General features: G+C 72.2%; 11 protein-coding genes and 1 pseudogene. 3 read left to right on the plus strand and 9 right to left on the minus strand.

The features are described from left to right. Positions 1-56: 56 nt before the first annotated feature. The 4 genes from ORI94_RS08940 to miaA all read right to left on the minus strand — a co-directional run bounded on the left by ORI94_RS08940 (position 57) and on the right by miaA (position 5098). The gene (locus ORI94_RS08940; protein ID WP_266073824.1) at positions 57-2267 is read right to left on the minus strand and encodes a RelA/SpoT family protein; all 2211 of its coding nucleotides are present in this window, start codon (positions 2265-2267) and stop codon (positions 57-59) included. Between the two features lie 299 nt (positions 2268-2566). Next, a complete protein-coding gene (gene dapF, locus ORI94_RS08945) occupies positions 2567-3460 on the minus strand; it encodes a diaminopimelate epimerase (RefSeq protein ID WP_266073825.1) in 894 nt (297 codons plus the stop codon). 88 nt (positions 3461-3548) lie between these two features. After that, complete coding sequence (locus ORI94_RS08950; RefSeq protein WP_266073865.1) at positions 3549-4052, minus strand: hypothetical protein; 504 nt, start codon at positions 4050-4052, stop codon at positions 3549-3551. 107 nt (positions 4053-4159) lie between these two features. Further along, on the minus strand, positions 4160-5098 hold the full coding sequence (gene miaA / locus ORI94_RS08955; protein WP_266073826.1) for a tRNA (adenosine(37)-N6)-dimethylallyltransferase MiaA: 939 nt from the start codon (positions 5096-5098) through the stop codon (positions 4160-4162). A gap of 243 nt (positions 5099-5341) precedes the next feature. Between miaA and ORI94_RS08960 the strand changes: the two genes are divergently transcribed. Beyond that, on the plus strand, positions 5342-5611 hold the full coding sequence (locus tag ORI94_RS08960) for an antitoxin (protein WP_266073866.1): 270 nt from the start codon (positions 5342-5344) through the stop codon (positions 5609-5611). Positions 5612-5747: 136 nt separating this feature from the next. Here ORI94_RS08960 and ORI94_RS08965 read toward each other — a convergent pair whose 3' ends face one another. The 3 genes and pseudogenes from ORI94_RS08965 to ORI94_RS08975 form a co-directional block, all read right to left on the minus strand. After that, positions 5748-6470: a class III extradiol dioxygenase subunit B-like domain-containing protein gene (locus tag ORI94_RS08965; protein ID WP_266073827.1), complete on the minus strand. Its 723-nt coding sequence runs from the start codon at positions 6468-6470 to the stop codon at positions 5748-5750. A gap of 144 nt (positions 6471-6614) precedes the next feature. Beyond that, positions 6615-8132 carry a tRNA (N6-isopentenyl adenosine(37)-C2)-methylthiotransferase MiaB gene (miaB, locus tag ORI94_RS08970; RefSeq protein WP_266073828.1) on the minus strand — a complete coding sequence of 506 codons (1518 nt, stop codon included), beginning with the start codon at positions 8130-8132 and terminating at the stop codon, positions 6615-6617. A 107-nt stretch (positions 8133-8239) separates the two neighbouring features. Further along, a pseudogene (locus tag ORI94_RS08975) lies at positions 8240-8572 on the minus strand (hypothetical protein); the annotation flags it as partial. A 135-nt stretch (positions 8573-8707) separates the two neighbouring features. Here ORI94_RS08975 and ORI94_RS08980 point away from each other — a divergent pair. Then, the gene (locus tag ORI94_RS08980; RefSeq protein WP_266073867.1) at positions 8708-9703 is read left to right on the plus strand and encodes a TAXI family TRAP transporter solute-binding subunit; all 996 of its coding nucleotides are present in this window, start codon (positions 8708-8710) and stop codon (positions 9701-9703) included. Here ORI94_RS08980 and ORI94_RS08985 read toward each other — a convergent pair. Next, the gene (locus ORI94_RS08985) at positions 9682-11115 is read right to left on the minus strand and encodes a sensor histidine kinase (protein ID WP_266073829.1); all 1434 of its coding nucleotides are present in this window, start codon (positions 11113-11115) and stop codon (positions 9682-9684) included. The genes ORI94_RS08980 and ORI94_RS08985 overlap by 22 nt on opposite strands. A gap of 14 nt (positions 11116-11129) precedes the next feature. Beyond that, positions 11130-11816 carry a response regulator transcription factor gene (locus tag ORI94_RS08990; protein WP_042173066.1) on the minus strand — a complete coding sequence of 229 codons (687 nt, stop codon included), beginning with the start codon at positions 11814-11816 and terminating at the stop codon, positions 11130-11132. Between the two features lie 285 nt (positions 11817-12101). Here ORI94_RS08990 and ORI94_RS08995 point away from each other — a divergent pair, with 285 nt between their 5' ends. Continuing rightward, complete coding sequence (locus ORI94_RS08995) at positions 12102-12878, plus strand: amino acid ABC transporter ATP-binding protein (protein ID WP_266073830.1); 777 nt, start codon at positions 12102-12104, stop codon at positions 12876-12878. Positions 12879-12954: the final 76 nt, after the last annotated feature.

Raw genomic sequence — 12954 nt, forward strand, 5'->3', positions numbered from 1 at the left:
CACGCCGACAAGGTGTCCGGCCGCCCGGCGCCCGCGACGCCCGGCGCGGACCGCTGTCAGGTTCCCTGGGTCTGCGGTGTGGCCCGGCTCACGTCGTACACGCCCGCCACCCTGCGCATCGCGCGCATGAGGGTGGGCAGGTGGGCGGCGTCCGGCAGCTGCACGGTGTAGGTGTGCCGCACCTGCTGGTGGGTCGGTGGCTCGACGGTCGCGGAGACGATCTCGGCGCCTTCCACCGCCATGGCCTCGGTGAGGTCGGCGAGCAGATGCGGGCGGACGAACGATTCGGCGACCAGGGTGACCCGGCACTCGGCGCCCTCCCCCCAGCGCACCCCGACCTCCGCGCGCCCCGCGGCTTTCATGCGTGCCACGGCGGCGCACTCGGCGCGGTGCACGGTGACCGCCCCCCCGCGCACGAGGAAGCCGGTCACCTCGTCGGGCGGTACGGGCGTGCAGCAGCCGGCGAGCCGTACCGGCGCGCCGGGCCGGTCGGCCAGGACCTGGGCACCGCCGGAGGAACCGGGCACCGCTTCGGGGGCGTGTCCCGCCGGGGGCTCGCCCGTGGCAGGGCGGGGAGCCGGCTGTGCCGCATCGGACCCGGTGCGGTCGTTCCCGACCGGATCGGCGGGGTCGTTCCCGACCGGATCGGCGGGGTGGGCGGTCAGCCATCGCTGAATGGCGATCCGCGCGGCCGGGGTGTGGGCGTGCTCCAGCCACTCCCTGGAGGGCTCGGACGCGGGGTCCTGGCCCATCAGGAGCTGGACGGTGTCCCCGTCCCTCAGCACGGTGCTCAGCGTCGCCAGGCGGCCGTTGACCCGGGCGCCGATGCAGGCGTGCGCGTCCTCGCCGTACTGCGCGTACGCGGCGTCCACACAGGTCGCGCCCTCGGGCAGGCCGATCGTGCCGCCGTCGGGGCGGAACACGGTGATCTCTCGGTCCTGGGCGAGGTCCTCGCGCAGCGTGGACCAGAACGTGTCGGGATCGGGCGCGCCGCGCTGCCACTCGAGGAGCCGGGAGAGCCAGCCGGGCCGGGTCGGGTCGACGCGTTCGCCGTCGCTGGTCGACTGTTCCTCCGCCGGGACGGCGTAGGGGTTGCCGAGAGCGACGACACCGGCCTCGGCGACCTTGTGCATCTGGTGCGTGCGGATGAGGACTTCGACGACCTGGCCGTCGTCGCGCGCGACGGCGGTGTGCAGCGACTGGTACAGGTTGAACTTGGGGACGGCGATGAAGTCCTTGAACTCCGAGACGACGGGCGTCATGCAGGTGTGCAGCTCGCCCAGGACGCCGTAGCAGTCGGCGTCCTCGTTCACCAGCACCAGTACGCGGCCGAAGTCGGCGCCGCGGAGCCGGCCGCGTTTGCGGGACACGCGGTGCACGGAGACGAAGTGACGGGGACGGATGAGGACCTCGGCGGCGAGGTCCGCCTCGCGCAGCACCTTGCGCACCTCGGCGGCGACCTCGGCGAGCGGGTCGTCCGCGCGGGAGGCGTTGCGGAGGATCAGCTCACGCGTGTGCTTGTTCTCCTCGGGACGCAGAATCGCGAAGACCAGGTCCTCGAGTTCCGTCTTGAGCGCCTGGACGCCGAGCCGTTCGGCGAGCGGGATGAGGACGTCCCGGGTCACCTTGGCGATGCGCTCCTGCTTCTCGGGACGCATCACCCCGAGGGTGCGCATGTTGTGCAGCCGGTCGGCGAGTTTGATCGACATCACGCGGACGTCGTTTCCGGTGGCGACGAGCATCTTGCGGAAGGTCTCGGGTTCGGCCGCGGCACCGTAGTCGACCTTCTCCAGCTTGGTGACGCCGTCGACGAGGTAGCACACCTCCTCGCCGAACTGCTCACGTACCTGATCGAGCGTCACCTCCGTGTCCTCGACGGTGTCGTGGAGCAGGGAGGCGGTCAAGGTGGTCGTCTCTGCGCCGAGTTCGGCGAGGATGAGGGTCACGGCGAGCGGGTGGGTGATGTACGGCTCACCGCTCTTGCGCATCTGCCCCCGGTGCGAGGACTCGGCCAGGAGATAGGCGCGGCGCAGGGGGTCGAGATCGGCGTCGGGATGATGGGCCCGGTGGGCGTCGACGACATGGCCGATGGCGTCGGGAAGCCGGCCGCGGGAGGTGGGGCCGAGGAACGCGGCGCGACCCAGCCGGCGCAGGTCGAGCCGGGAGCGGGCCTTCCTGCGTGTCCCTGCGGGCGTGGCACGGCCCGACGGCACGGACCCCGATGGCACAGGACCTGGGGTCGCAGGTTTCGCGGCCTCCGCATTCAATGGGCACCTCCGGCTGCGTTGACCGGCGGACGTGTGCCCAGGGCGGACTCGGGCTGAGAAGACGGTGTTCGTTTCCCGTCCGGGCCGGTGCTTGATGCTACCGAGCCCAGCATGCGCGACCGACCGCCTCCCGCGGAGCGTGAAACGGATCACCCCATTGAGCGAAGGCCCTCACGGCGGCGATTTCACGCCACGGGGGCGGGCGGCGTGCCATGCTCCCGAAGCCCGATCGGGCCGCGCACCCGACGGGTGCGGGTGGCCGGGCCACTCGGCTCTTGGATACCAAGCCGGTACGGGGCTCAGCGGGGCAGGTTCTCCAGCCACTCGCTCTCGATCACTCCTTCGGCGACGATCACCGCCGGCCCGGTCATCTCGACCTCCCCGTCGGGCCGTTCCGTGATCACCAGGGTGCCGCCGGGCACATCCACCGTGTACGTCACCGGGGTTCCGGTGACCCGCGGGTCGACGCCGTCCCGGCGGGCCGTGGCCACGGCGACCGCGCAGGCGCCCGTGCCGCACGAACGGGTCTCACCGGCTCCCCGTTCGTGGACGCGCAGCGCCACGTGTCGCGGTCCCCGGTCGGCCACGAACTCGACGTTGACGCCGTCCGGATAGACCGGGGCGGGGCTGAACGGGGGCGCGGTGATCAGGTCGCCGGCGTGGTCGAGGTCGTCCACGAAGGCCACGGCGTGCGGGTTGCCCATGTTCACGTTCCGTGCGGGCCAGCTGCGCCCGCCGACGTGCACGGTGACGCCGTCGTCGGGCAGCAGCGCCCGGCCCATGCCGACGGTGATGTCACCCGCGGCGGAGCCGCTGCCGGACACGGTCTTGGCGATGTGCACCGCTTTCACGCCCCCGCGCGTGGCGACCGCGATGTCGCCCTCGCTCACATGTCCCGCGTGCTGGAGGTAGCGCGCGAACACACGCACGCCGTTGCCGCACATCTCGGCGACCGAGCCGTCGCCGTTGCGGTAGTCCATGAACCACTCGGCCTCGGCCGCCAGGTGCCGCGCCTCGGGGTGTGCCGCGGACCGCACCACGTGCAGCAGTCCGTCACCGCCGATGCCCGCGCGTCGGTCGCAGAGGGCCGCGACGGAGGCGGGGGGCAGGTCGACGGCGTTCTCGGGGTCCGGGACGATCACGAAGTCGTTCTCGGTGCCGTGTCCCTTGAGGAAGGCGATCCGCGTGCTCATCTTCCGATCGTACGGGGTGACCGCGGCACCGCGTACCGGCCACCGCTGCGCGCGGGAGTCCGCGCGGGGGGCCGGCGGAGGGCGGGCCTCAGCGGAGGCGGGCGACCCGCCAGACGGCCAGGGCCACCACCGCGGCGACCAGCACGGCGTAGGCGGCCATGACCCGCCAGTCGGGTCTGCGGCCGGAGCTCCGGGCCGGCAGACCGGGCCAGGTGTACCCGACCCTGCGGGCGGCCATCATGCCCCAGCCGGCCGCGCAGGAGCAGATCAGCAGGCCCAGCATGGCGATCACGGCGCCGCTGTCGCCGAAGTCGAAGGCGAGCGGGAACGCGAACATCAGGGAGCCGACCGCGGCCAGGCCGACGATGGGCGCGAGCTGCCAGAGGCGCAGCCGACGCTGCGGACGCAGCTCGACCTCGACCTCGTCGCCGCCCGCGAACATCTCCTCCGGCTCGGGACCGTCGTCGGTCACCTGGCCCTGGGTCTCGTCCGGCCCGTCGGGGCTGAGACCGTCAGGGTCCTGCTCCGGTGCACCCCGCTCGGTGGTGAGGTGTTCGGTGCCGTGTGCGGTGTCGCGAGGGCCGGCCTCCATCACCACGCGCCCTCCCAACTTGGACTCCACTGGTCGATCGAAGCTCGATGATGGCACGGCACCGGAGGCCCGGATGACGGCCTGGGCGTCCCGATGCCATGACGTGATCAGGCTGTAACCGGTCGTTCGACCAATGACAGCGCGAGTCGCGGAAGTTCCGTCAGGTCCGCCGCGGCCCCACTCAACCAGTGCACCCGCGGGTCGCGCCTGAACCATGAATCCTGACGGCGCGCGAAGCGCTTGGTGGCACGGACGGTCTCGGCCCGTGCGTCCTCCAGGGTGCACTTCCCGGCGAGCGCGGCGAGCACCTGCTGGTAGCCGAGCGCGCGCGAGGCCGTACGCCCCTCGCGCAACCCCTGCGCCTCCAGTGCGCTCACTTCGTCCACGAGACCCGCGTCCCACATCCGGTCGACCCGGCCGGTGATCCTCTCGTCCAGCTCGGGGCGTGCCACGTCGACACCGATCTGGAGGGTGTCGTAGACCGAGTCGTGGCCGGGGAGGTTGGCGGTGAAGGGCAGTCCGGTGATCTCGATCACTTCGAGCGCCCGGACGATACGGCGGCCGTTGCTCGGCAGGATGGCCCGCGCGGCCTCGGGGTCGGCGGCGGCGAGGCGGGCGTGCAGCGCGCCGGGTCCGCGCAGGGTGAGTTCGCCCTCCAGGCGCGACCGCACGTCGGGGTCGGTGCCCGGGAACTCGAGATGGTCGACGGCTCCGCGGACGTAGAGGCCGGAGCCCCCGACCAGGACGGGCCAGCGCCCTGCGGCGAGCAGCGCGTCGATCCGTTCCCGGGCGAGGCGCTGGTACTCGGCGACGGACGCGGTGACGGTCACGTCCCAGATGTCCAGGAGGTGGTGAGGGACTGCCCCGCGCTCCTCGGGCGTCAGTTTGGCGGTGCCGATGTCCATTCCCCGGTAGAGCTGCATGGAGTCGGCGTTGATGACCTCACCCCCGAGCTCTCGGGCCAGGAACACGCCCAGATCGGACTTTCCGGCTGCGGTGGGGCCGACGACGGCGATGACCCGGGGGGAGGGGGGTGCGCTGCTCACCGGTCCAGTCTCGCAAACCTCACAGCCGGCCCTCCAACGAGTTGCGTGGCACGACGGGCACGGCCCCCTCGCCCCTGGTCGGGTTCCGGCCACCGGAGCACCGCACGGCAGGGCGGGAGAGCACTCGCGCGGGTACCGTATGGGAGGGGTATGGGCGTTTTCACGTACGAGCCCACATGGGTCCCGCACGTATCCCGCATGAGCACGAGTGCACGTGAACCGCACCGCGAGGGAAGGTGGACCATGGGTCTCCTGGACAACATGAAGGCCAGGCTGGGTCCTGCCAAGGACAGGGTCTCGGACCTCGCGCAGCAGCACGAGGGCAGGATCCAGCACGGGCTGGACAAGGCCGCGAGGACCGCCGACGAGCGGACCAAGGGCAAGTACAGCGACAGGATCCAGAAGGGCACCGGCAGGGCCAAGGACGCCATGGGCCGGCTCGCCCACAGGGACGACCCCGGTCCGGGCGCGGGTGACACCACTCCCCCGGCGGGGCCGCCGCCCGCTCAGTGAGTGGTGGATCGGCGTACGGCCGGGAGCACCGACGGGCATCGGGCGCTCCCGGCCGACGGCCGTTTCGGACGGCTGTTTCAGGCCGCCCCCGTGCCGGGTCCGGCGTCCGGCGGAGCCGGCTGTCACGACCAGGCGGTTACGACCAGGTGGCCACGACGTAGCCCACCCCGTACGGAGCGTCCTCGTACAGCAGCGTGCCCCGGAGAGCCGGTCCCCCGGCTTCGGCCGCGCCCGCCAGGACCTGCCAGGGTGCCCGGCCGGACGCCTTGAGGACGTGTGCCAGGCCGCTGTCCAGCGCCCCCAGGGCCGCCGTGTCGGCCGCGCCCAGTGCCCGCGCGGCCTCCGCGTCGAAGGGCGCCGCCCGCTCGTCGAGGTAGCCCGGCGCCTTGAGCGTGCGGCAGGCGCTCCCGTCGCCCATGACCAGCAGCGCGACCCGCTCCGCGCGGGCGGCGGTGTCCCGTCCCTCGTCGAGGCACCTTCCGGCCGCGAGGGACTCCTCCACTCCGAGTCCTTCGACGGGTGCGTCCGCCCATCCCGCCCGCTCCAGCAGCCAGGCGCCCACCGCGAGTGCGGCGGGCAGCTCCCGGCCGGTCGCCGTGCCGCGGTCCGCTCCGAGCCGTACGTCGGGGCCGGCCCCGAAGCCGCGGAAGGACCCCGTGCTGCCCTGCGGGTAGCGCTCGGTGTCCACGCCGTCCGGCGCCGGGCCGACGACCACCAGGAGGTCGGGCCGGGCGGCGGCGAGCACACCGACCGCGTCCGCGCACGCGGCCCGCGCGGCGTCCAGCTCGGGGGCGGCCCCGGTGGCGACCTCGGGCACGAGCAGCGGCGGACAGGGACAGACTGCGGCGGCGACCATCATGATCGGCAGCGTAGCCCCCGCGGACCGCCCCACCGCCACGCCCACCGCCGCCTCGGCCCGCCCCGCCTGCTCAGCCGCGGCGCGATGCCCGTACGCCCGTACGGCGTCCCGGGCGCTGCCCGTGACGCCGTCGGCCGGCCGGTGTCAGTCGCAGCCGCAGCCGCTCGCCACGGCCGGGAGCGGCTCGGGGGCACCGATCTTCGGCAGACCGAGCATCACGCCCGCGGGCTGCGCCGCCTCCTTTGCGTTGCGCTTCTCCCAGGCGTCGCCCGCACGCGTGCGGCGCACCTGCAGGGCCGGGCCCTCGGCGAGGAGGTGGTGGGGCGCCGCGTACGTGATCTCGACGGTGACGACGTCGCCGGGGCGCACGTCCTGCTCCGGCTTGGTGAAGTGCACCAGGCGGCTGTCCGGGGCACGGCCGGAGAGACGGTGGGTGGCACCGTCCTTGCGGCCCTCGCCCTCGGCGACCATCAGCTCCAGGGTGCGGCCGACCTGCTTCTTGTTCTCCTCCCAGGAGATCTCCTCCTGGAGGGCGACGAGCCGCTCGTAGCGCTCCTGGACGACCTTCTTGGGGATCTGGCCGTCCATCTCGGCGGCCGGGGTGCCCGGACGCTTGGAGTACTGGAAGGTGAAGGCCTGGGCGAAGCGGGCCTCGCGCACGACGTGCAGGGTCTGCTCGAAGTCCTCCTCGGTCTCGCCGGGGAAGCCCACGATGATGTCGGTGCTGATCGCCGCGTGCGGGATGGCGGCACGGACCTTCTCGATGATGCCGAGGTAACGCTCCTGCCGGTAGGAGCGGCGCATCGCCCTGAGGACCGGGTCCGAGCCGGACTGGAGCGGCATGTGGAGCTGCGGCATCACGTTGGGCGTCTCGGCCATGGCGGCGATGACGTCGTCGGTGAAGTCGCGCGGGTGCGGGGAGGTGAAGCGGACGCGCTCCAGGCCCTCGACCTTCCCGCAGGCCCGCAGCAGCTTGCTGAACGCCTCCCGGTCCCCGATGTCGGAGCCGTACGCGTTGACGTTCTGGCCGAGCAGGGTGATCTCCGAGACGCCCTCGGCGACCAGGGCCTCGATCTCGGCGAGGACGTCGCCGGGGCGCCGGTCCTTCTCCTTGCCGCGCAGCGCGGGGACGATGCAGAAGGTGCAGGTGTTGTTGCAGCCGACGGAGATGGAGACCCAGGCCGCGTAGGCGCTCTCGCGGCGGGTCGGCAGCGTGGACGGGAAGGCCTCCAGGGACTCGGCGATCTCGACCTGCGCCTCCTCCTGGACGCGGGCGCGCTCCAGGAGGACCGGCAGCTTGCCGATGTTGTGCGTGCCGAAGACGACGTCCACCCAGGGGGCGCGCTGCACGATGGTGTCGCGGTCCTTCTGCGCGAGGCAGCCGCCGACCGCGATCTGCATGCCGGGACGCCGTGCCTTCCTGGGGGCGAGGTGGCCGAGGTTGCCGTAGAGCTTGTTGTCGGCGTTCTCGCGCACGGCGCAGGTGTTGAAGACGACGACGTCGGCGTCGCCGTCGGCGTCCCCGGGGGCGCGGACGTAGCCCGCGTCCTCCAGCAGCCCGGACAACCGCTCGGAGTCGTGGACGTTCATCTGGCACCCGTAGGTGCGTACTTCATAGGTGCGTGTGCCGCCCACGGACTGGCTCCGGTCGATGCTGCTCATGCCCTACAGGGTAGGCGGTCGCCACGACACCCCCGGGACTCCGTCCGCGACCGGCCTCCGGCCTCCGCCCGGGGCTCCGCCCAGTCGGCCGCCCGGGACTCCGCGTCCGGCGCCCACCCCTGCCGGCGCGGCACCCGGGACACGTCCGGTGCCTCGTAGTGCTCCCTCTCGAGGACCTTGCCGTCGAAGCGGCGGGCGATCTCGCCGCGGGGGCCGCGCCCGCTCATGTCGGCGCGGTGGATCTCGGGGATCACCGCGTCGGGGTCGATGCCGTGGACGAGCGCCGTGCCGCAGGCGACGTGGACGACGTCGGCGAGTTCGTGCGCGAGCCGGTCGAGGGGGCCGTGCACCGCCACCTCGGCGGCCTCCTCGGCGAGCAGCTCACCGCAGTGGGCGGCGAGTTCCGGCGAGACCTCGGTCGGTGTCTCCCGCTCGTCCAGCCCGAAGGCACGGTGGAACTCACGGGCGAGGTCGGCGGGCGAAGCACCCGTGCCGTGACTCCAGCGGCCGCCTCGGGCACCGTCCTGCCTCTCCCGCCCTGGTCACAGGGGCGCACGGCTGGCAGGATCGCACACATGTCCATCGCGCTGTCCCGTACCGGCAGGCGCCGGGTCCTGCGGGGCGCGGTCGCCGGCCTCGTGGCGCTCGGGCTGCTGCTGTGGTGGCTGGCGCCCTGGCGCGAGGATCCGCCGCGCGGGTCGGTCACGCTGAGTACGGGGACGCACGCGGGGGTCTACCAGAAGTACGGGGCGCTGCTGCACGCGTCGCTCGGTACGCACATGCCCGACCTCGAGGTGCGGCTCCGGACCAGCGACGGTTCGCAGGAGAACGTGCGGCGGGTGGCGACCGGGCAGGCGGACTTCGCGATCGCCGCCGCCGACGCGGTGGAGACGTACAGGCTGGACGGCCGGCCGGGAGCCGGTGAACTGCGCGGGGTCGCCCGTCTCTACGACGACTACGTGCAGCTCGTGGTCCCGCCCGGATCGGACATCCGCTCCGTCACCGACCTGCGGGGCAAGAGGGTCGCCATAGGACCGCCCAAGTCGGGGGTGCGGCTCATCGCCAACCGGGTGCTCAGAGCGGCCGGCATCGACCCGGAGAAGGACATCAGCCCCTCCGCGGACGGCATCGACTCCGGCCCCGGGCGGCTCGGGAAGGGACTGGACGCGTTCTTCTGGTCGGGCGGGCTGCCCACCGACGGCCTGCGCACGCTGTCCGAGGACGCCGGCCTCCGGTTCGTGCCGATCACGGCCGATCTGGTCGCCGAGCTGCACGAGCAGGGCGGTGCCACGCGCTACTACCGTGCCACCGACATGCCGGAGTCGGCCTACCCCGGCAGCCAGCACGGCTCGACCATCCCGACGATGGCCGTGTCCAATCTGCTGATCACACGGGCGGACACGGACCCACGGCTCACCGAGTGGCTGACCCGGATCGTGCTCAGGAGCCGGGACAACATCGGGGCGCACGTGCACTCCGCCCAGCTCGTCGACGTGCGCACCGCGATCTACACCGATCCGCTCCGGCTGCACGACGGCGCGCGCCGGTACTACCGGTCCGTCAAGCCCTGAACCGTCGCTCCCCCCGTGGGGGCGCTCCTGGGCACCGTCACCGTCACTCTCAGCCCGTGCGGCTCGTGCCGGTCGTACGCGATCGAGCCGCCGCCCGCCGTGAGCAGGGCGCGGGAGATGGACAGTCCGAGGCCGGAGCCCTTGATGTTCTGATGCCGCGAGCTGCGCCAGAAGCGGTCGCCGACGCGGGCCAGCTCCTCGTCGGTCAGACCGGGGCCCTGGTCGGTGACGACGACGGTGGAGGTGTCCCCGTTGGAGGCGACGGCCACCTCGACGGTCCGGTCCCCGGGCGTGAACTTCACCGCGTTGTCGATGACCGCGTCCAGCGCGCTGGACAGGGCGACCGGGTCGGCCCACGCCGTGGTCGGCGGGCAGTCCCCGGTCAGCAGGACGCCCTTGGCCTCGGCGGTGGGCGACCACGCCGCCACGCGTTCGGCGGCCAGGGCGCCGATGTCGGTGAGCTGGAGCTGGGCCTCGAGGTGCTCGGCCAGCGCCAGGTCGAGCAGGTCGTCCAGGACCTGTGCCAGGCGCCTGCCCTCGGCCTGGACCGAGGCGATCTCCTGGTTGCCCTCGGGCAGCTCCAGGGCGAGGAGTTCGATGCGCAGCAGCAGCGCGGAGAGCGGGTTGCGCAGCTGGTGCGAGGCATCGGCGACGAAGGCGCGCTGCTGCTCCAGCACGCTCTCGACGTTGTCCGCCATCTCGTTGAACGACCGGGCGAGCCTCCTCAGCTCCGGCGGCCCGCCGGCCACCGCGACCCTGGACTTCAGCCGTCCGGTGGCGATGTCGTGGGTGGTGGCGTCCAGGACCCGTACGGGCTTGAGCACCCAGCCGGCCAGCCGCAGGGCCGCGCCGACGGCCAGCAGCATCGCGGCCGCCTCGCCCGCCGCGATGAGCAGCCAGCCCCGCAGGATGCGGGACCGCATCTGCCCGGTGGGCGAGTCGGTGACGACGACGGCGACGACGTCGCCGTCCCGGATGACCGGTGAGGCCACCACGAGGCTGCGCCGCTCCCAGGGCCACACCTGCTCGGGGTCGTGGCTGCGGCGGCTGAGCAGCGACTCCTGGAAGGCCTCGCGCACCTCCCCCGTGCCGGGCAGGTACCAGTCGTCCGGGGCGTGCGCCATCGGGACGTCGTTGCGGTGGAAGACACCGGCCCGGATGCCGTACACCTCGTAGTAGCTGTGGAGCTCGCTGCTGAGGGCCTCCCGGCGCTCGTTGACGTCTCCGGTGCCGGGATCGGCGGGTTCGGTGACGAACTGGGCGAGGGCCGCGAAGCGTGCCGTGTCGTCGATCCGGTCGACGATGACCTGCTGCTGCTGCGCGCCGGCCAGGCTGACCGCGAGCGGGACGCCGAGGGCGAGCAGGACGGCCGCCATCAGGACGATGAGCAGGGGCAGCAGACGTGTGTGCACCCGGTCAGGCCCGCCTAGGCCGCGGGCTCGACGAGCCGGTAGCCGACCCCGCGCACGGTCTCGATCAGGGCCGGCATGCGCAGCTTGGAACGCAGGGAGGCGACGTGCACCTCCAGGGTGCGCCCGGTGCCCTCCCAGCTGGTCTGCCACACCTCGCTGATGATCTGCTCACGGCGGAAGACGACCCCGGGGCGCTGGGCGAGCAGGGCCAGCAGATCGAACTCCTTGCGGGTCAGCGGGACGACCGCACCGTTCACGCTGACCTGCCGGGTCGGCAGCTCGATGCGCACGGACCCGATCCGCAGCTCTCCCTCGCCACTGCCGGGGGCGTCCTCCTGGACGGTGCGCCGGCTGACGGCGTGGATCCGGGCGAGGAGTTCGCCGGTGTCGTAGGGCTTGACCACGTAGTCGTCGGCACCGAGGTTGAGGCCGTGGATGCGGGAGCGCACGTCGGCGCGGGCGGTGACCATGATCACCGGGGTGCCGGTGCGTTTGCGGATCTTGCCGCACACCTCGTAGCCGTCCTGGTCGGGCAGGCCCAGATCGAGGAGGACGACACCGAAGCCGTCGGGATCGGGGACGAGCGCCCGGAGGGCCTCCTCGCCGCTGCGCGCGTGGGTGACGTCGAAGCCGTGCCGCGCCAGGACGGCCGACAGGGCGGCGGCGACGTGGTTGTCGTCCTCGACGAGAAGCAGTCTCATCCGGTCCCCCTTCGGTTCATCGGCCGTACGATTCGGGTGTGTAGAAAATCGTGCACACGCGCGTGCGCACCCTGCAGTGACGCCGATGAACGAGGACGGCGTCAAGGGGGTTCCGGTTGCTCTTCGGTACCGTTACCCGGCCGAAATGAGCCCAGCTCACAAGCGCTACGACACGTGTCCGATTGCTACCGGATCGTGATGCTCAGATTCCCCTCAGATGTGATGACGCAGGTCTGAGGGATTACTAGTGTCCTCCCAAACCGAGGAGGACGGAGCCTGAGAGCGATGACCGAAGTATCGGTGGCCAAGGAGGATGTGGCCGCGACTGGCGATCTGGTCGTCCTGAAGAGCGTCAACAAGCACTTTGGCGCGTTGCACGTACTCCAGGACATCGACCTGACGATTACCCGCGGCGAAGTCGTCGTCGTCATCGGGCCCTCCGGGTCCGGTAAGTCCACCCTGTGCCGCGCCATCAACCGGCTGGAGACGATCGACGACGGGTCGATCACGATCGACGGCAAGCCCCTGCCGCACGAGGGCAAGGAGCTCGCCCGGCTGCGGGCCGACGTGGGGATGGTCTTCCAGTCCTTCAACCTCTTCGCGCACAAGACCGTGCTCGAGAACGTGACGCTGGGCCAGATCAAGGTCCGCAAGAAGGACAAGAAGGCCGCCGAGGAGCGGGCCCGGGCCCTGCTCGACCGGGTCGGCGTGAGTTCTCAGGCCGACAAGTACCCCGCGCAGCTCTCCGGCGGCCAGCAGCAGCGCGTCGCCATCGCGCGGGCCCTGGCGATGGAGCCCAAGGTCATGCTCTTCGACGAGCCGACGTCGGCGCTCGACCCGGAGATGATCAACGAGGTGCTGGAGGTCATGCAGCAGCTCGCCCGCGACGGCATGACCATGATCGTCGTGACCCACGAGATGGGCTTCGCCCGTTCGGCCGCCAACCGCGTGGTGTTCATGGCGGACGGCCGCATCGTCGAACAGGCCACGCCGGACCAGTTCTTCAGCAACCCGCGCAGCGACCGTGCCAAGGACTTCCTGTCGAAGATCCTGCACCACTGACGTCCTGCGCCCGGCGCTCGGACGACGTGTGTCACCGGATGGCCGGGGCCGCATCGCCCCCCCCTGAAACGGGCCG

Origin of the sequence: Streptomyces sp. NEAU-W12, from assembly GCF_026242095.1 — a bacterium.
Taxonomy (GTDB): Bacteria; Actinomycetota; Actinomycetes; order Streptomycetales; family Streptomycetaceae; genus Streptomyces.